Below are 18198 nucleotides of genomic sequence, written 5' to 3' on the forward strand. Positions count from 1 at the left end.
TAAAACGTACTTTTAAACGCAGGAGTTTCTTCATGGATTGCCTGAAGGTATCAAGCAAATCATCGCCCGCGTCCGTTGCCGGCGCCATTGCCGGTATGGTCAAAGATGGCGTTCCCGTCAACATTCAGTGCGTCGGTGCCGGCGCCGTCAACCAGGCCATAAAGGCCGTTGCCATTGCGCGAGGTTTTTTGATTCCGACTGGCTTTGATGTCTCTTGTGCGCCGGTGTTCTCTGACATCCTCATTAACGGGGAGTCTCGCACGGCAATCCGTCTCTCTATCTACGTTCACCAGATTAATCGGGCTGCTATGGACAATGTCGTCATGGACGACGTTAAGCCTGTTGCGTAAGCGAGTTTTCGCACGTTTGTAGCACCTTTGTGCCCCGTCGATATCATCGTTAGGATGTAAGCTCATGGACCAGCGCTTCGTACGCGATATTCTTGCCGGTAAAACATATTTTATCCGCACATTCGGCTGCCAGATGAATCAGCACGACTCCGAGCGCGTGAGCGGTTTGCTCGATTCCTACGGCTGTCTTATGGCGCTCGATCCGGAGCATGCCGATATTGTCGTATTCATGACGTGCTGTGTGCGCGAGGCTGCCGATACGCGCCTGTACGGTCAGTGCAATTCCTGCAAGAGTCTTCCTCCTTCTCCTTCGGGCAAGCGTGTGGTCGCCGTGGGTGGATGCATCGCTCAGCGCGATGGCGAGGGCCTGCTCACCAACGTCGATAACGTCAACGTTATTTTTGGTACGCATTCGATTGCGCACGTGGCGGAGCTTATCGCCGAGGCGTTTATGGATGGCAAGCGCCATATCCGCACGAATGAGCATGAAGATACGGACGCCATGAGTATGCCGTGGCATCGCGAGACGCAGTATCATGCATGGGTTCCCATCATGACGGGCTGCAACAACTTCTGCACGTACTGCATCGTGCCGTACGTCCGTGGTCGCGAGAAGAGCCGCCCCTTCGAGGAGATTGTCGACGAGGTGACGGGTCTGGTGCGTCAGGGTGTGCGCGAGATTACGCTGCTGGGACAAAACGTTAACTCCTACGGTCGCGATCTCTTTGGCAAGCCGCGCTTTGCCGACCTGCTGCGCGCCGTGGGTGATACGGGCGTCGAGCGTATCTTCTTTACTTCTTCGCACCCCAAGGATTTGCTTTCCGAGACCATCGATGCTATGGCCGAGACACCTGCCGTTATGCCGCAGCTTCACCTAGCAGTCCAGTCGGGTTCCACGCGTATCCTTAAAGAGATGAATCGTCGGTACACGCGCGAGGATTATCTGGGCCTGGTCGATCGCATTCGTAACCGTATGCCCGAAATTGCGCTTTCGACCGACATCATTGTGGGCTTCCCGGGCGAGACCGAGGAAGACTTTGAGCAGACGCTCTCGCTTGCCGAGACGGTGCGCTATGCCCAGGCCTACACGTTTATTTACTCCAAGCGCGCCGGTACCCCGGCAGCTGAGATCTATGATCCCACCCCGCATGAGGTTATCCTTGAGCGCTTTAACCGTCTGGTCAAGGTTATCGAGACGACGGCATACGAGTATAACCAGGGCGAGCTTCACACCGTGGTGCCTGCACTTATTGAGGGCACGAGCAAGAAAAACGACGCTGTCCTTCTTGGTAAAAGTCCTAAGAACCAGACAGTGCATGCGCCGATTCCCGCTGGCTATAGCATCGATCAGCTTATCGGCAAAATCGTCGACGTCGATGTGGATGTCGCCAAGACGTGGTATCTGTCTGGCTCCGTTGTGGGTGAGCCTCGCTAATGGTTTTCCCCGGCACAAACCTTTCTGCCGTAGCGATCGTCGGTCCGACGGCGGTCGGCAAGAGTGATGTTGCCGACCGCCTGGCCTCTCGTCTGTCGTCTGAAGTGTTATCGTGTGACGCGATGCAAATCTATCGCGGTATGGATATCGGTACGGCCAAGATGATGCCCGAGGAGTGCTCGGTGCCCCTGCGTCTTGTCGATATCGTGGACCCGGGCGTCGCGTATTCTGCTGCGCTCTATCAGTCTGATGCCCGGGCGCATATCGAGCGTTTGCTTGGTGAGCAACGGCTTCCGGTCTTTTGCGGTGGCACGGGCTTGTATCTTAAGGCTGCACTCGATGAAATGGATTTTCCTTCGGGAGAGCTCGAGGACGAACGTCGCACGGGTTATCAGGAGCTTGCCGAGCGTATTGGCGAGAAAGCTATGCATGCCCTGCTTGCCGAGCGTGATCCGGAATCCGCTGCCGTGATTCATCCTCATAACGTGCGCCGCGTGATCCGTGCGCTCGAGATGCACGATGACGGTGTGTCGTATGCCCAGCAGAAGTCGAAATTCAGCGTTCCACGTGAGCGTTATCATGCCTTGTGGTTTGGTCTGACGCGTAGCCGTGAAGTGCTGTATGAGCGCATTAACCTGCGTGTCGACCTTATGTTTGAGCAGGGGCTGGTTGATGAGGTCCGTGGCCTTATGGACCAGGGCCTGGGTGATGCACTCACGTCGATGCAGGCAATCGGTTACAAAGAGATTATCGATGCCTTGCGAGGCGCTATTACCATGGATGAGGCCCGCGAGCTTATCAAGATGCGCTCACGTCGCTATGCCAAGCGCCAACTTTCCTGGTTTAAGCGTGACGATCGCATCGTGTGGTTCGATATGGATGAGTTTACGATCGATGAGGTCGTCGATGATATCTACCGTCGTATTGAGGCTGCCTAATGGCGCGTTTTCCCTTGGTTCCCACGGCGCCTGAACCTGAGCGTGCCGTCTTGGTTGGTGTTGAGTGGCGCGATAACGCTTGGCCGCTCGACCGTTCGCTCGACGAGCTCGAGCGCTTGGCTCACACTGCTGGAGCCCAATGCGTGGCACGCTTGTCTCAGCGTCTGGTCAAACCTTATCCCAAATCGTTTATCGGCTCCGGTAAGGTCGATGAGCTATGCGGTTTGGTGCATCGTATGGATGCGGATGTTGTAATCTTCGACGACGACTTGACTCCTTCACAGCAGTCATATCTTGAGAAAGCCGTGGGCGAACCGGTCAAGATTATTGACCGTACGGCGTTGATTTTGGATATCTTTGGCCTGCATGCTCAGACGCGTGAGGGTCGCTTACAGGTGCAGCTGGCTCAGTTGCAGTATCTGCTGCCTCGTCTGCGAGGTATGTGGAGCCACCTTGCTAAGGAACAGACGCGTGGCGGCATTGGATCGCGTTTTGGCCAGGGCGAAAGTCAGCTCGAGGTCGACCGTCGCCTGATTCGCGATAAGATCGCTGCGCTTCGCCGCGAATTGAAACAGGTAGAACAACGTCGTGATGTGCAATCGAAAAGCCGTATTGAATCGCCGGCGTTTCGCGTGGCGTTGGCTGGCTACACCAATGCCGGTAAGTCGACGTTGCTTAATCGATTGACGGGATCCACGGTACTTTCGCAGGATAAGCTGTTTGCCACGCTCGATCCTACGACGCGTTCGTATCGTTTACCCGGTGGCCGTGGCATGACGATCACTGATACCGTTGGCTTTATTCAAAAGCTGCCCCATGGCCTGGTCGACGCGTTTAAATCTACGCTTTCCGAGGTGCTCGGCGCCGATTTGGTTCTTAAAGTTGTGGATGCTTCCGATGAGGATTACGGGCGTCAGCTTGAGGCGGTTGATCGTGTCCTTGACGAGATTGGTGCCGGTGAGCGCCTGACGCTTACCGTGTTCAATAAAATCGATCTGCTCGATAGCGTCGACCGCTTGAGCTTTCGCCGGCGCTATCCCGAGGCGGTATTGTTCTCGGCTCAGACGGGTGAGGGCCTTGATGACTTAGTCGATCGCATCGCTCGTGAAGCGGCCGCTACGGACGTGTTGCTCTCGGCCGATATCCCGTATCGAGAGGGCGCGTTAATCACGCTTGTGCACGAACAGGGAACCCTTCTGCACGAGGAATACCTCGAGGACGGCGTTCGTATTGTGGCAAAGCTTCCAGCCCGTATCGCACCGCGTCTCGAGTGTTATCGAACAGAGTAAATCAGCTCCAGTACACCCAAGATAACCGGTTGATGAAGCAGGTAGAACGGCAGCGCATGGCGCCCGAGACTTGCGAGCGCCGGGATGGGATTCGCATAGGCCCATCCCGGCGCCTCATAGTTTGCTTCCTGAGTCGTGTGGGCGGCAAAGAAGCCTGCAAGGTACATAAATAAGAATGGTATGACTGGATAGTAATCACCAGAGACAAAGTCTGGACTTGGGAAACCCAGCCAAGCTAAATAGGGGATAGGATAAACCGTTTTAGGAATGCTCCAGGTAAGGGCAAAAAGTGTGAGGCAAATTGCTATACCCCATACCGACGGCACTTTAACGATCACCGGACGCGCGAGCGCGACAATGGCGGTGCAGGCCGCCATGCAGAACATGATGCCGAAGTTCACCGAGTCATCGACTGAGACGAGCGTCGTCGCGACCCATACAACAAAAGCGGCAGCGGCATATTTGACGGCACGCTTGATGTTGTTGCGCGAGAGGGTGCACATCCAGCCGGCAATAAACAAAAATACCCAACTGATGCTGGCACGCCAGATGTCTTGGAAGATGGTCTGAGTAAACCACGGCATATCCCAACCATAAAGATAGGCAAGATCGTAGCAAGCATGAAATCCTGCCATCGACAGCATGGTAAATCCGCGAATGGTATCAAAGACCGTGATGCGGTTTTGCATTACGAGAACCGGCGCATCAATCCAACAACCTTGCCCAGGATCGTCGGATTTGTCGCATAGATGGGCTCCATGGTGTCGTTTTCGGGCTGCAAGCGAACTCGTCCCTGCTCCTTGTAGAACGTTTTGACCGTTGCGGAGCCATCGATCATGGCCACAACGATCTCGCCATTCATGGCGCTCTTCTGTTCGCGAACGATGATATAGTCGCCGTTAAGGATACCGACGTTAATCATCGAATTGCCGTGGACCTCGAGGATAAAAGACCCCTGGTCCGTTGCGATCTCGGTCGGGATGGTAAAGGTGTCCTCGATATTCTGCTCGGCAAGGATGGGGATCCCCGCGGCGACACGGCCCACGAGGGGTAGCGATACGGTTCCGCGGGGTGCCGTGGGCTCATCGGACTTTGAGATGGAGACGGAGGCTCCGTCCTCGTCAAAGAGCTCTAGGGCACGAGGCTTGGTGGCGTCACGTTTGAGCAGGCCGCGTGCTTCCAGTGCGGAGAGATGTGCATGTACGGTGCTAGGGGAGGAAAGACCCACAGCCGAAGCCATCTCACGCACGCTGGGCGGATAGCCCTTTTCCTGCTGATACTCCTTGATGAAGTCGTAAATCTGCTGCTGTCGCTTGGTAATTTTGCGAGCCATCAGGGATTCCTCTCTACCTAACTCAAACAAATGTTCTATGTTTGCTTGACAGGAACAACTGTTCGAAGATAATAATAACCGAACACTCGTTCCCGCGCTAGAATTTTTTGTCCTCGCGGCTTGATAAAACAGTTCTCGTCAAAAAACGCGAGAGGAGAACATGATGAATGCAACGGATATGGTCCAGGGAAACCTAGCCCTTAAGCTCGAGACGCCTGCGGCGCCGGCTTTCACGGTTGTCAAAGGCGGCCGATCTGGTTTTCAAACACTGCCTGGCAAGCCCGTCCGCAGCCAGTGCGTCGCCACGACTTCGGCCCCCGTTCCTCTGAAGGCCTCGACGATTGTCGCCCTGGCCGTTGCGCTCACGCTCTTCTTTGTACTTGCTACCTCGATCTTCAGCGCTCGTCACGCCGCATATGCCGAGTCGGCATCTAACGTTACCTATGAGACCGTCCGTGTTCAGTCTGGCGATTCCCTGTGGTCGCTTGCTCAGGAGCATTCCGTTGACGGTCTTTCTACACAGGAGACTTCTGACATGATTCGCAGTGTCAATCATCTGGAGCATGGGTCACTCGATGCGGGTGACGTTCTTAAAGTTCCTGCGCGTTCGTAAGATTTAAACTCCGGCACATGGTACCCTTGTTATCGTTTTTGAGGGAGGTACCATGCGCTGTCCCAGATGCGGCAATGCACATACCCGTGTTGTCGATTCCCGTATGCAGGAATCTAATAACACCATTAAACGCCGTCGTGAATGTTGTTCGTGCAACTATCGCTTCACAACATTCGAGCGATGCGAAGACCCCATCGAGGTCATCAAATCTGACGGGTCAAAGCAGCGGTTCGATCGCAATAAGCTGCTGGTCGGCTTAATGCGCGCTACGATTAAGCGCGACATCGACACGAAAAAGCTCAATGAACTCATCGATGACATCGAGGTGGAGCTGCGTTCCCGTACGCTGACGGCTGTTACGTCCCACGACCTGGGCGATATGGTGCTTAAGCGCTTGGCCAAGATCGACAAGGTGGCCTACATTCGCTTTGCCTCGGTCTATCGCGATTTCAAAGACATCGATGAGTTTTTGCAAGAGCTCGACAAGCTAAGGTGATTTTATGTCCAACATTACAGTCAACATTAAGCGTCTCGACCCTACGATCGAGCTTCCCAAATACGCCCATCCCACAGATGCCGGTTTGGATCTCCGTGCCAATGAGGACTGTACCCTTAAGCCCTTCGAGCGACGCTTGGTCTCTACTGGCCTTGCGATCGCGCTGCCCGATGGATACGCTGGCTTCGTTCAGCCTCGCAGTGGCCTGGCTATTAAGCAGGGTCTGTCTATAGTCAACACGCCCGGTCTTATAGACGCCCACTATCGAGGTGAGCTTAAAGTCATCCTTATCAACCTGGATCCATCCAATGAAATCCAGATCAACAAGGGTGACCGAATCGCTCAACTCGTCATCCAAGAAGTTCCCACGGTCAATCTCGTGGAGGTAGACGAACTAGACGAAACCGACCGAGGAGCCGGCGGTTTCGGTTCTAGCGGCGTCGCTTAGTCGTTTACGTACTGTCCGCTGACCGGCCCGACCCGCCTATATATCATCCCATGCTCAAACATTCTCGCGGGGGCGCTCGTATCCCTCCCGCCCGCCTCTCACACATATCATTCCATGCTCAAACATTCTCGCATCGCTTCGCTCGCTGCGAAACTGCGCGTGGAACGATATGTGTGATAGGCGGGCGGGCGGCTACTCGCTTGAAAAATATTTACATTCTAGTAAGCCAATGCGACAAAGGAACAGTCCCTTTGTCGCATTGGCTTACTACATTTGAATTTTCCGGCTTTGCCTTTGCAGATTCTAATGGTGGGGAATCTGGTATAGCTGCTAATACGTAAACGCAGCTTACCCGCGGGAGGCCCCTATATATCGTCCCGCGCGCAGTTTCGCAGCGAAGCGAGAATGTTTGAGCACGGGATGATATATAGGGGCCTCCCACGGGTAAGCGGACATTAAGACCCTAGCGGATATGGGCTGGTTTTCCGCCCCAGTAGAAGCGGCAGAAGGCTCGTTTGCGCTTTTGGGGCTTGCCTGTAAGTTCCATGGTTGCGATGGCGATGTCCTCGGCCGCGTGTGGACGGCGTAGCACTTCGCCATTGATGAGCAGTGCCTTGAGCGACTCGGGATGATCGTGGAGATGGCGCAGCGTCACAATGAGCTCGCGTGCGGTGGTGACATGCATACTGGCGCCCAAGTCGGTGAGCATGGTGGTGTTGGCCTTTTCCTGGCCATAGGACTTGCCCAACAGAATCATCGGCAGGTGTGCACACAGGCATTCGGTAACAGTGAGTCCGCCCGATTTGAGAATTGCCAGATCGCAGCCGTGCATGAGCGCTGCCATGTCATCGACATAGTCAAGGACCGTGACGTTTTCGAGTTTCATGGCTTCGAAGAGCGTTTTCAGGCGCGTGGCGTATTCCGTGTCCTTGCCCGGCAAAAAGACAAAGTGCATGTCCTCGAAGCTACGGAGGAAGGGGAGGGTTTGGTCCATCGCCGCGCGAAAGCGAACGTACGGTTGAGGTAAACTGGCGCCGGCCATTACCAGCACAATGGTCCTGTCGATAGGGAGATTGAACTTCTCGAGTTCTTCCTCACGATTGTAATCCGTGTCAAATCCAGCGCGAATAGGGATGCCCGTAATGCGTATCTTTGCCTCGGGAACCTTGCGTGGGCGGAGCGTCTCGGCCATAAACTCGTTTGCCACGCAGAATAAGTCAGTGTCCTTATGGGGCCACCAGCCCTCGACTTCGTAATCGGTCGGCACGCAAATGACGGGATAGTCGATGCCCGTAATGACGCGCGCACCAACCGCAACGTTGGCTGCCGTGATATGTGTGGCGACCACGGCAATAGGCCTACGAGTGCGAACGTATTCGTTAAATGCGGGAAACATAATGCGCGACCACGCCGTGCCGCCGCCCCAAAGCAGGTGTCCGGTAAGGGTATATCGCCAGGTCAAGTCATAAATTGGGCGTGTAGCGCCGGTAAACGATGCGGCCGTTTTGTTGCCGTCGAATTTTATGCGTCCAAAATCGAGGATATCCAAGACCTCAATCTCGACATCCTGCGGTATTCCCTTGGTGCCGCGTATAAGCTCGAATGCTTGTGCGATAGCGTTGGCTGCCGCCTTGTGTCCCGAACCAACCGATGCGTGGACAATGGTCACTAAGGGCTTTTGTTCAGGTGACGGCATCAATTGCTCCGATTGAGGGGCGCTTTGCGTGGGCAGGGGAGCGTCGTTGCCCATCTGCGTTTGATCCATCGATAACTCCCCTTCATCGTTGTTTCGCAACGTATCATTGTAGTGCATGACTGTCATGTTCTCCTAAATTTGGGTATGAGCGCAAAGAACGCCAATGTTTCGATGAGAGGACACTCCATGACTACCAATCAGCCGATCGATGTTGCGATTATCGGCGGCGGCCCAGCGGGCTATGCTGCAGCCATTTATGCTGCGCGATCCAATCTAACGACGACCGTGATTGAACAGGGCATGTCGGGAGGACAGATCGCCACAACCAATGAGGTCGAAAACTATCCGGGCATTCCGCTCTTGAGCGGTGCCGAACTCGGCGAGCGTTTTCAGCAACATGCGGAGGGCCTGGGAGCACAGGTTGCATGGAGCATGGTGACGGGTATCGATTACGATGCGGATGCGGCGCTGTTTACGGTGCATCACGATACGGGCGATACGCTGGCCTCGAGTGTTATCGCCTGTATGGGCGCCACGCCGCGCTCTGCTGGTTTTGTTGGCGAGGATACGTATCGCGGTCGCGGCGTTTCGTATTGCGCCACATGCGATGGCATGTTCTTTCGTGGCAAACAGGTCTTTGTCATTGGCGGCGGTAATGCTGCCTGCGAGGAAGCCCTGTTCTTATCAGAAATTGCCAGCAGCGTGACCATCGTCTTGCGCCGCGATCAGTTCCGTGCTCCCGATGGCGTGGTTCAAAAGGTACTCGCTAAAGATAATATTTCGGTTAGGTACCAAACTAGTATTGTGGAGCTATCGGGCGAGGCTATGCCTACAACTATCACGTTTAAGGACAACGCCACTGGTGATACCTATTCCGAGTCCTTCGATCCAGGTTCGTTTGGCATCTTTGTCTTTGCCGGAACACAACCCCATACTGAGCTTGTACAGCATCTGGTGGATCTGGCGCCTGACGGCGGTATCGTTACCGACGACTCGATGGCCACGCGCACGCCGGGTTTGTTTGCTGCCGGCGATATCCGTTCCAAGCGTTTACGCCAGGTTGTGACCGCCGTTTCGGACGGAGCCATAGCGGCTACCAGCGCATACGCCTTCTTACGAGGATAAGTACGATAATATATCTTATGTAAGGTTGCTATCTTTATACAAAGTGGTTGGACGGTGCGCCAATGTGCTGTCCAACCACTTTTACTTAGCCGCTATGTGGTATGCAAAACTAGATAATCTAGAATACAATATAGAAAACGAACGGAGGCCTCTTATGAACCACGTCAAACATGTTATCCCGATGTCCGATACATCGGTCAGCATTAAGCCGGAGGATATTCAGCCGACGGTGCTGCCGGATGCATTTATTCAGTCCGATATGGTGGGTAAACTCAATGCGTTGAGCCTGCCACGCTATGACCAGCTGCCCAACGTAACACTCTATCGTGATCAGGTTATTGAATATGTTGCACTGTGGATGGAGCCGCTTTCGATTTGCGTAGAGCAGCCCGTTATCACGCCTTCGATGATCAATAACTACGTAAAGGTCGGCCTCGTTCCTGCTCCGGTTAAAAAGCAGTATGGCCGCGAGCAGATTGCGCGTCTCATTGCCATTTGTATCTTTAAGCAGGTGCTGCCCATCGCTGCGGTTCAGGCGCTCTTTAATATTCAGCGCTTGAGCTACGACGCTCCGACGGCTTTCGATTATGTAGTCGATCAACTTGAGGCATCGATTCGTGCGGCTTTTTCCCTTGAGCAGACTCCCGTGCCCGATACCGCACATCAGGTTACGCGCGAGTCATTGCTCGTACGCAGTGCGGTTTCGTCTTTTGTATCGAAGGCGTACCTGATGAGCTACCTCAAGTTCAATGGGTTTAATAGCTAGGCGACGTATAACGCGGGCGGGATAATAATGAGGTGTGATAGCGATAGCGGCAAAAAGCTAATAAAATCAATGGTTTTGCGGACAGCGGATAGACAGGGAATGTGTTAAAAACTGAATACGCACACAAACGGCGTTACCTTAACCCCTTTGGGGGAGAAAGTAACGCCGTTTTTTTATGCCCGCAGGAAAGGAGGTGCAGCCGGAATGTATTTCACAAAGGGCAAGCAGCGGGCGTTTGAATTGCTCATGCAGCAGAAGCCGGGATTTGACCGCTATCAATCCGGTTGTGCCGGAGATGATGAAGATTGCGGCACTTGCTGTTTCTACCGCCCCGGGTGGAAATATGAGTTTTGCGTTTTCAAAGAGTGTCCCTATTGCCCCGGCAAAAGGACGCGGAAAACGCACGCCAGCATGGACAAATAGACGGGCAAAAGCCCTTGTGCCATGCGGCTTTGCAGACGCGAAAACGGCAAAGGGCATATTGCAATACCAAAACAGCCGAAAACGGCTTTCTAATTGTCCACGCATACCAAGAGAGGAAGTGAGGAAATATGGCAGTTTTCAGAGTGGAGCGAAATACGGGATATACCGTTATGAGCAACCACCACTTGCGAAACAAGGAATTGTCCTTAAAGGCAAAGGGCTTGTTGTCGCAAATGCTTTCGCTGCCCGAAGATTGGGATTATACCCTTGCGGGCTTATCCCATATCAACCGGGAGAAGATCGACGCAATCCGCGAAGCGGTAAAGGAACTCGAAAAAGCCGGATATATCGTGCGCAGCCGGGAGCGCGACGAAAAGGGACGCTTGCGGGGCGCAGATTACGTCATATACGAGCAGCCGCAGCCGCGAGAGCCGGAAGCAGCTACCAGCGGCGGACAGCCGCCTATATTGGATTTACCTACATTGGAAAATCCAACATTGGATAATCCAACGTTGGAAAAACCTACGCAGGAAAAACCTACGTTGGAAAATCCAACGCAATTAAATAAAGATATATTAAGTAAAGAACAATCAATTACTGATTTATCAAGTACCGATTCCATTCCTTTCCATTCCCTAAACCCCTTGCCCTTTGCGCATGGCGAAGCGGCTACGCCGCCGGAAAGGAAAAGAACGGAAGCGAAAAGCAATAGCGCAGTAGAGATTTACAGGGAGATTATCAAGGACAATATCGAATACGACCATCTCATTCAAAACTGCAAAATTGACAAAGACCGTTTGGACGAGATTGTTGACCTTATGCTGGAAACCGTCTGCACAGCCCGAAAGACAATCCGTATTGCCGGGGACGACTACCCCGCCGAATTGGTGAAATCCAAGTTTTTGAAGCTGAACAGCAGCCATATTGAGTTTGTTTTGGATTGCATGAGGGAGAACACAACCAAAGTGCGCAACATCAAGCAGTATCTAAAAGCGGTGCTGTTCAACGCGCCGAGTACCATTGACAGCTACTATACCGCCCTTGTCAATCACGACTTATACGGCGGCGAATGAGCATAGCCGCACTTTACCGGGAAAGGAGTTGATACCTTGCAGGAGGAAGTAACCCAAAAAACGATTGCCCTATACGTCAAAGTGGGAAAAGGCGCGGCGCGGCTTACCGAACAGGCGTTACAGAAAGCAATCCAAAAGTTTTTGGAGCAGAAAAGCAAACCCGCGCATGGGAAACAGACCATGCGGCAGCTTATGAAGCAGAACGCGGGTGTTTCCAACATCGAGATCACCGACAGCAATATTAAAGCCTTTGAGAGTACGGCGAAGAAATACAACATAGATTTTTCGCTAAAAAAGGTTAAGGGCGAGCAGACCCGTTACCTTGTGTTTTTCAAAGGCCGGGACGCGGACGTTATGACCGCAGCGTTTCAAGAGTTTTCCGCAAAGAAGCTGAACCGGGAGAAAAAGCCCTCTATCCGCAAAGCCCTTGCCGCTGCAAAGGACAAGGCGAAGCAGCTTAACGCCGCCCGCGACAAGGTAAAGAAAATGGACAGGGGGCGCGAGATATGAAGCAGATCAACTACAAAAAGCTGATACTTCCGAATATCCCCTATGTGTTCTTTGTCTATCTCTTTGATAAAGTCGGACAGGCGGTGCGGCTTGCCCCCGGCGCGGATATTTCTGCAAAGATACTGAATATCACACAAGGATTTTCCGCAGCCTTTGAAAACGCCTTGCCGAGCGTTTACCCGTTGGATTTGCTTGTCGGCATTGTCGGTGCGGTGATTATCCGCTTGATAGTCTATGTCAAAGGGAAAAACGCGAAGAAATACCGCAAGGGCGCGGAGTACGGCTCTGCCCGATGAGGTGCATAATCTTAACTGTAAGCAACACATATATTGACGCAGGAGGGTATGCACATGAATGATTACAGCAAAATCACAGCCCTTTACTCCCGCTTATCAGTGGGGGACGAGGACAGGGACGGCGGCGAAAGCAACTCCATACAGAACCAGAAGAGCCCATTTTTTTGTGTAAAAAGGACGAGTGAAATATAATGCTTAAAAAATATTGGATAAAATGTCCGATTTGTAACGGAAAGACGAGAGTTCAAGTATTTCATAATACTGTATTAAAAGATTTTCCTCTTTTCTGCCCTAAATGCAAATTGACGCATATCATTGATGTAGAAAAATTAGAGATTGTAATCAAAAATACAGAAAAACAAACTTTTATTATTTAGAAGAAAGGATATAAAAATGAAACGTTTACCTAAATATACGCCTGCGGAAGTACGGAATGATCCATACGGATTTACTTACAAAGAAATGTCGGAAGTTATTGGCGAGAATGAAGCAAAAGCCTTATATGAAGAATTATATAAGCAATTACCACGCAAAAAAAATCTATCAATGTTGGTAAAAAATATTTGCAAAAGCAGTGATACTGAAAAGTATGTTTACGAACTGAAAGACAACAAATACATTGAAACGGTTTTTATCAAGCGGCGAGATGGTGGAACTGTTTGCGTGAGCACACAAGTCGGTTGTCCTGTTGGTTGTATTTTTTGTGAGTCCGGGCGAAATGGCTTTGTTCGTAATCTAACATCGTCAGAAATCGTACAACAGATTATATTGTTGCGTCGAAAAGTAAACCGTATCGTTTTTATGGGTATGGGAGAGCCTTTATTCAATTATGACAACTTGATAAAAGCAATCCATATTCTCCGAGATAGATATGGGCTCAACTTTCCAACCGACGGCATTACCATATCAACAGTTGGTCCGGTCGATCAATTAAAAAAATTGCGCGAGGAACATCTTAAAATTCAGTTGACAATATCTTTACACGCAGCAACACAATCTGCAAGAAATCGTATTATTCCTCACATGCGCATATATGCTATTGAAGATGTTGTTAAGCAAGCCTTATCCTATTCTGAAAGGCATAATCGCAAAATTGTCTTTGCGTATTTGCTTTTACCGGGTATAAATGACCGGCCCTCAGATGTAAGACGACTTGCAAAATGGTTTCGGGGCAAAAAAGTTATGATTAACGTGTTACAATACAACCCAACAAGCAATTCAAGAATTAAAGCACCACAGAAACGGGAAATAGTTGCATTCAAACATCAATTAGAGCAAGCAGGACTTGAAGTTACTATAAGAGTTTCTCATGGCAGAGAGATTAACGCGGCTTGTGGACAGTTAGCTAACACATATAATAAATTCAAAAAAAAATGATTAAAAGTGCCAGACGCATAGACGCAGAGCCGATAACGCATTAGGTCAAAAAACCTATGTGTTATCGGCTTTTTTAGAGGCTTCGGTAGTTTGTGTGACAAGGGGCTAGCCTAGGCAGCAACGCTCTTCGCTCCCTTCACGCCCTTCTTCCTCGCCTTCACCGGGCGACCCGGGAGCTGGGGCTGGCAGTCGCCGCACCTGAGCATGAGCAGGGCCACGAGGTTGTCGGTGTTGCGGAAGCCGTAGCCCATCCTCACCGTCACCTTGATCTTGTTGTTGATGGCCTCTACGCGCCCGTTGCTGATGCCGAGCTCGACTGCGGCGATGATGTCGTCGCGCCGGCGGCGCACCTTCTTCTCCACGGCGACGACCTTGGCGATCTTGCAGTAGGCGGCCCTGTGCATCCAGTCGTCGAGCAGCTCGGCGGCCTCGGAGCCGTCGGCTGCCCGGAAGACGGCCCGCAGGTCCTCCTTGAGCTCCCAGGCCCTGACCAGCCGCGAGCCGGCCCTCTTCTTGAGCGCCTCGAGCCTCGCCCTCTGGCCGTCGGTGAGGTCCTCGGGGTTCTTCACGAGCGCGTAGCGGCTGCCCTTGATGGAGGCCGCCTCCTCCTCGAGCGCCCTGACCTCCTCGGGCGGCAGCTCGCCTTTGGCAGGCCTGCCGCGCTTGCCCTCGGGCCTGGGCCTGGCGGCGGCCCTGGCGGCGTTCCACTCCTCGCAGCGCACGGCGTCGAGCGCGTCGTTCATCCACTGGACCACGTGGAAGGGGTCCATGACCCACCTCGCGTTGGGGCAGCGGCGCTTGACCAGCTGCCTTATCCACCTCGCGCCGTCGGCGGTCACCACCTCTATGGCGCGCCTCTGCTCGCGCGTGAGCTCGTCGAGGAACAGGTTGAGCACGTCCTTGCCGGTGCCCTCGTGCGCCCAGATGAGGCAGCCGCGGTCGTGGTCGACGACCACCGTGACGTACTTGTGGCCCTTCTTGTACGACGTCTCGTCGATGCCGATGCGGCGCACGCCGTCGAACCTCGAGGCGCCGCGCGCGGCCTCCAGCTCGGCGTAGACGCGCCTGCACACGCCGCCCACGCTGTGCCACTCGACGCGGGCGAGCTCGGAGACCGCCGAGGCGGTGCAGCGGACCGCCAGCCACGCCACCCAGTCCTCGAAGTCGCGCGTGAAGCGCGCCCCGTGCCGCGCCCAGGGGACGGCCTCGGTGCGCACGCCGTGCTCCGGGCAGCGCACCCTGCAGGGCGCGTACTCCAGGTAGCAGGCCGAGCGCGCCAGGTCCATCGCCCTCCACAGCCTGGGGGCCCCGCGGTTCGCCATGTCGTAGAAGTCGCAGGCCCTGCCGCATACGGGGCAGCGGCGCTGCTCGCGCTTGTAGGGCCGGACGCTCACGACGATGCGCTCGGCCTCGATGCGCGCGCCCAGGACGACCGTGCGGGCCAGACCGAGGGCGAGAAGTAGTAGACTCTTCATGCGTCACACCTCTTCGGTTGTCTGAATTTGGCTTAGCAATCATAGGCGGATGACGCGGAAACGGCCCCTCCCGGGGCCGTTTCAGTTCCAGATCGTTGTTTTCGCCCGCTGAGCTGGGCCTATGCCGGAATCTCTCCCACAGAAACCACCGAAGAGCCAGATTTCTTCTGGGGCGGTTGACAAGGGCTGTCCTTCAGCCCTGCAATTAAGAGGATGATGAGCTGGCTGAGCTCATGAAGGGCCTTGGGAGCGAGGGGTGCCCACCAGCAATTCAGCCTCGATGGTGATGCTTTTCACACGCGATAGATTTAGGGACTCCGCGTCGATGCCGAACAGCAGCGGCGTCATCTCGGCGAACACGCGGACGTCCCTTTCGGACATCTCGAAGGTGCGCGTCACCTTGATGCGGTCGGTCATCTTGAAGTGCTTCTCAAAGCAATCGGTCACCAGCTGGTTTGAGTATTCCTTGCTGCGCAAAGATCCTTCAGCAAGGTGGCGCAGCTCCGTAAGATGATTGCTGCCTGGAACCACTTTGACCAGCACTCCTGGCGCGGAGGCGTTTCTGGTTGGGGTGAGAACGCGCTTGAATTCGTCGTAGTTCGAGGGAGCGAATACGTCCACCACGCAGTTGATGGAGCCTTTCAGCACGGGGATGTTCGTCAGGTCGCCAACCAGCCATTTGACCGCCTTTCTGGAATCGTGGCGGGCCGCCATCAGCATGGCGTCTTTTGAGAGGTCAAACGCCACCACGTCGACACAGAGGTTTTCTCGGATTGCACGTGCATAGAAGCCTTCTCCGCATCCCGCGTCGAGCACGCGGAATGGCGTCGCGTTCACAGCTGCAGGACCCTCGCTTGGGGAAAGGGCCCTTCCTACCGCGGTGAGGACGGCTTCTTTCACGTGGTCGTAATACCCTGCCTCCAGGATTGCCATGCGGCTCTCAAAGGATTCTTTGCTGTAGTGGGCTGACTGCCTGGAGGGCCCTAGAAGGTTTACGTACCCCTGCTTTGCGATATCGAAGCAGTGCCTCTTCGGACATACGAGGCTCCCTTCCTGCAGCTTCAGGGCGCTGTGGCAAAGGGGGCAAGAGAGCACGTCGGCGCTGTCAGCAAATCGCGCGTATCTGTCGAGTACCATTGCGTCTCCTTTCGTCCAAGCAATTCTAGCGGATGAGTCTTCCCCAGCAGTGCATGGCTAATCATAGCAGGCAGAACCGCACAGTGACAAATAGCTGAGCTATTTCAAGCTGGGATTTCGGTATTCTGCTGCCCTCTTTTGGGCCACTTCATTTCGCCACGCTTTTGACAGGAGCAACAGGGTCCTCGCGCGCAAAACGCATATGGGCAATGCAGCCGTCTGTCAGGGCATGCCTGCGCCCCCGAACCTGCCGAAAAGGCGCTGATCTGCCCGCCAGGGCATGCCTGCGACCCCGAACAAGCCGAAAGGGCGGTGGATCTGCCCGTCAGGGCATGCCTGTGCCCCCGAACCAGCCGAAAGGGGGGTGGATCTGCCCGCCAGGGCATTGGCAGAAGAAAGAATGCCGAGATACTCAATAAGAAGATTGATAACCTTCAGCAGGTGAAAAAAGGAGGCTTCGGTAGTTTGTGTGACAAGGGGCTAGCCTAGGCAGCAACGCTCTTCGCTCCCTTCACGCCCTTCTTCCTCGCCTTCACCGGGCGACCCGGGAGCTGGGGCTGGCAGTCGCCGCACCTGAGCATGAGCAGGGCCACGAGGTTGTCGGTGTTGCGGAAGCCGTAGCCCATCCTCACCGTCACCTTGATCTTGTTGTTGATGGCCTCTACGCGCCCGTTGCTGATGCCGAGCTCGACTGCGGCGATGATGTCGTCGCGCCGGCGGCGCACCTTCTTCTCCACGGCGACGACCTTGGCGATCTTGCAGTAGGCGGCCCTGTGCATCCAGTCGTCGAGCAGCTCGGCGGCCTCGGAGCCGTCGGCTGCCCGGAAGACGGCCCGCAGGTCCTCCTTGAGCTCCCAGGCCCTGACCAGCCGCGAGCCGGCCCTCTTCTTGAGCGCCTCGAGCCTGGATTGGCTACACTGATGTGGACAGTTCCGGGAGGGGCGCAGGAGACGGGAGGGCCGTATATGAGGGACCCCAGGCACCCGAGGCATTTCACCGACGAGTTCAAGAGGCAGATAGTCGACCTCTACAACGCCGGCAAGCCCAAGCGCGAGATCATGGACGAGTACGACCTCGGCAAGAGCACCGTGGAGAGGCGGGTCGAGTCGATAAACGCGACCGGCTCGCCGCGCGCCGCGGACAACCGCACGCCCGAGCAGAACCGGATCCTGGAGCTCGAGCGCGAGAACCGCAGGCTCCGGATGGAGGTCGACGTCTTAAAACAAGCGGCGCTGATATACGCTCGAAAGTGAGGGCCATAGCGGCCAACGAGGGCCGCTACCCCATATCAGCGCAGTGCAGGCTCCTCGGCGTCGCGAGGTCGACTATCTGCCTCTTGAACTCGTCGGTGAAATGCCTCGGGTGCCTGGGGTCCCTCATATACGGCCCTCCCGTCTCCTGCGCCCCTCCCGGAACTG

The 18198-nt window shown here is 54.4% G+C and carries 21 protein-coding genes and 2 pseudogenes; 15 read left to right on the forward strand and 8 right to left on the reverse strand.

All coding sequences use genetic code 11. The features are described 5' to 3' along the window. Nucleotides 1-32 precede the first annotated feature (32 nt). From ACTQVX_RS06680 to hflX, 4 genes are all read left to right on the forward strand, one after another. Nucleotides 33-350, forward strand: coding sequence for a stage V sporulation protein S (locus ACTQVX_RS06680; RefSeq protein ID WP_118079896.1), 318 nt, complete (start codon nt 33-35; stop codon nt 348-350). Between the two features lie 64 nt (nt 351-414). Next, nucleotides 415-1785: a tRNA (N6-isopentenyl adenosine(37)-C2)-methylthiotransferase MiaB gene (miaB, locus tag ACTQVX_RS06685; RefSeq protein ID WP_441540770.1), complete on the forward strand. Its 1371-nt coding sequence runs from the start codon at nt 415-417 to the stop codon at nt 1783-1785. Then, nucleotides 1785-2723 carry a tRNA (adenosine(37)-N6)-dimethylallyltransferase MiaA gene (gene miaA, locus ACTQVX_RS06690; RefSeq protein ID WP_441540771.1) on the forward strand — a complete coding sequence of 313 codons (939 nt, stop codon included), beginning with the start codon at nt 1785-1787 and terminating at the stop codon, nt 2721-2723. Before miaB ends, miaA begins: the two co-directional genes overlap by 1 nt. Further along, nucleotides 2723-4012 carry a GTPase HflX gene (gene hflX, locus ACTQVX_RS06695; protein ID WP_441540772.1) on the forward strand — a complete coding sequence of 430 codons (1290 nt, stop codon included), beginning with the start codon at nt 2723-2725 and terminating at the stop codon, nt 4010-4012. The genes miaA and hflX overlap by 1 nt, the downstream gene beginning before the upstream one ends. On the opposite strand, the gene ACTQVX_RS06700 is transcribed toward hflX, so the two are convergent. Continuing rightward, on the reverse strand, nt 3997-4701 hold the full coding sequence (locus ACTQVX_RS06700; protein ID WP_441041340.1) for a heparan-alpha-glucosaminide N-acetyltransferase: 705 nt from the start codon (nt 4699-4701) through the stop codon (nt 3997-3999). The genes hflX and ACTQVX_RS06700 overlap by 16 nt on opposite strands. Then, entirely contained in the window at nt 4701-5345 is a 645-nt protein-coding gene (gene lexA, locus ACTQVX_RS06705) for a transcriptional repressor LexA (protein WP_427717464.1), read from the reverse strand. Before lexA ends, ACTQVX_RS06700 begins: the two co-directional genes overlap by 1 nt. 163 nt (nt 5346-5508) lie before the next feature. Here lexA and ACTQVX_RS06710 point away from each other — a divergent pair, with 163 nt between their 5' ends. Genes ACTQVX_RS06710 through dut form a run of 3 tightly spaced genes read left to right on the forward strand, consistent with a single transcriptional unit; the run spans nt 5509 to nt 6902 of the window. Then, nucleotides 5509-5958, forward strand: a complete 450-nt coding sequence (locus ACTQVX_RS06710; protein ID WP_441560625.1) for a LysM peptidoglycan-binding domain-containing protein — start codon at nt 5509-5511, stop codon at nt 5956-5958. 52 nt (nt 5959-6010) lie between these two features. Continuing rightward, nucleotides 6011-6454 (forward strand): transcriptional regulator NrdR, encoded by a 444-nt coding sequence (gene nrdR / locus ACTQVX_RS06715; RefSeq protein WP_154516361.1) that lies wholly within the window; start codon nt 6011-6013, stop codon nt 6452-6454. Between the two features lie 4 nt (nt 6455-6458). Further along, a complete protein-coding gene (gene dut, locus ACTQVX_RS06720; RefSeq protein ID WP_427717456.1) occupies nt 6459-6902 on the forward strand; it encodes a dUTP diphosphatase in 444 nt (147 codons plus the stop codon). A 463-nt stretch (nt 6903-7365) separates the two neighbouring features. On the opposite strand, the gene ACTQVX_RS06725 is transcribed toward dut, so the two are convergent. Next, nucleotides 7366-8667: an MGDG synthase family glycosyltransferase gene (locus ACTQVX_RS06725; RefSeq protein ID WP_441540774.1), complete on the reverse strand. Its 1302-nt coding sequence runs from the start codon at nt 8665-8667 to the stop codon at nt 7366-7368. A 117-nt stretch (nt 8668-8784) separates the two neighbouring features. Here ACTQVX_RS06725 and ACTQVX_RS06730 point away from each other — a divergent pair, with 117 nt between their 5' ends. Beyond that, nucleotides 8785-9723, forward strand: a complete 939-nt coding sequence (locus ACTQVX_RS06730) for an NAD(P)/FAD-dependent oxidoreductase (RefSeq protein ID WP_441540775.1) — start codon at nt 8785-8787, stop codon at nt 9721-9723. A gap of 154 nt (nt 9724-9877) precedes the next feature. Beyond that, complete coding sequence (locus ACTQVX_RS06735) at nt 9878-10489, forward strand: DUF1836 domain-containing protein (RefSeq protein WP_427726793.1); 612 nt, start codon at nt 9878-9880, stop codon at nt 10487-10489. A gap of 138 nt (nt 10490-10627) precedes the next feature. Here the strand turns inward: ACTQVX_RS06735 and ACTQVX_RS06740 are convergent, their stop codons facing one another. Further along, nucleotides 10628-10969 carry a hypothetical protein gene (locus ACTQVX_RS06740; RefSeq protein ID WP_068914282.1) on the reverse strand — a complete coding sequence of 114 codons (342 nt, stop codon included), beginning with the start codon at nt 10967-10969 and terminating at the stop codon, nt 10628-10630. Nucleotides 10970-11040: 71 nt separating this feature from the next. Here ACTQVX_RS06740 and ACTQVX_RS06745 point away from each other — a divergent pair, with 71 nt between their 5' ends. The 5 genes from ACTQVX_RS06745 (at nt 11041) to rlmN (ending at nt 14168) form a co-directional block, all read left to right on the forward strand. Next, the gene (locus ACTQVX_RS06745) at nt 11041-11985 is read left to right on the forward strand and encodes a DUF6017 domain-containing protein (protein WP_002604485.1); all 945 of its coding nucleotides are present in this window, start codon (nt 11041-11043) and stop codon (nt 11983-11985) included. 36 nt (nt 11986-12021) lie between these two features. Further along, nucleotides 12022-12495, forward strand: coding sequence for a PcfB family protein (locus ACTQVX_RS06750; RefSeq protein ID WP_002604484.1), 474 nt, complete (start codon nt 12022-12024; stop codon nt 12493-12495). Beyond that, nucleotides 12492-12791: a hypothetical protein gene (locus tag ACTQVX_RS06755; RefSeq protein ID WP_441055697.1), complete on the forward strand. Its 300-nt coding sequence runs from the start codon at nt 12492-12494 to the stop codon at nt 12789-12791. The genes ACTQVX_RS06750 and ACTQVX_RS06755 overlap by 4 nt, the downstream gene beginning before the upstream one ends. A gap of 191 nt (nt 12792-12982) precedes the next feature. Next, entirely contained in the window at nt 12983-13168 is a 186-nt protein-coding gene (locus ACTQVX_RS06760; RefSeq protein WP_003431289.1) for a cysteine-rich KTR domain-containing protein, read from the forward strand. A 16-nt stretch (nt 13169-13184) separates the two neighbouring features. After that, nucleotides 13185-14168 (forward strand): 23S rRNA (adenine(2503)-C(2))-methyltransferase RlmN, encoded by a 984-nt coding sequence (gene rlmN, locus ACTQVX_RS06765; RefSeq protein ID WP_441560627.1) that lies wholly within the window; start codon nt 13185-13187, stop codon nt 14166-14168. A gap of 110 nt (nt 14169-14278) precedes the next feature. On the opposite strand, the gene ACTQVX_RS06770 is transcribed toward rlmN, so the two are convergent. From ACTQVX_RS06770 to ACTQVX_RS06785, 4 genes and pseudogenes are all read right to left on the reverse strand, one after another. After that, a complete protein-coding gene (locus tag ACTQVX_RS06770) occupies nt 14279-15643 on the reverse strand; it encodes an ISL3 family transposase (RefSeq protein WP_441560629.1) in 1365 nt (454 codons plus the stop codon). Between the two features lie 231 nt (nt 15644-15874). Next, nucleotides 15875-16576: a methyltransferase domain-containing protein gene (locus ACTQVX_RS06775; RefSeq protein WP_052241580.1), complete on the reverse strand. Its 702-nt coding sequence runs from the start codon at nt 16574-16576 to the stop codon at nt 15875-15877. A gap of 63 nt (nt 16577-16639) precedes the next feature. Further along, nucleotides 16640-16780 (reverse strand): annotated as a pseudogene (locus ACTQVX_RS06780) (putative RNA methyltransferase); the annotation flags it as partial. A gap of 485 nt (nt 16781-17265) precedes the next feature. Further along, nucleotides 17266-17772: an ISL3 family transposase gene (locus tag ACTQVX_RS06785; protein WP_441560631.1), complete on the reverse strand. Its 507-nt coding sequence runs from the start codon at nt 17770-17772 to the stop codon at nt 17266-17268. Between ACTQVX_RS06785 and ACTQVX_RS06790 the strand changes: the two are divergent. Then, nucleotides 17746-18107: pseudogene (locus ACTQVX_RS06790) on the forward strand (IS3-like element ISBlo9 family transposase); the annotation flags it as partial. The gene ACTQVX_RS06785 and the pseudogene ACTQVX_RS06790 sit on opposite strands and share 27 nt — an antisense overlap. Nucleotides 18108-18198 lie beyond the last annotated feature (91 nt).

This window comes from Collinsella sp. LCP19S3_A6 (genome assembly GCF_052122015.1).
Classification (GTDB): domain Bacteria; phylum Actinomycetota; class Coriobacteriia; order Coriobacteriales; family Coriobacteriaceae; genus Collinsella.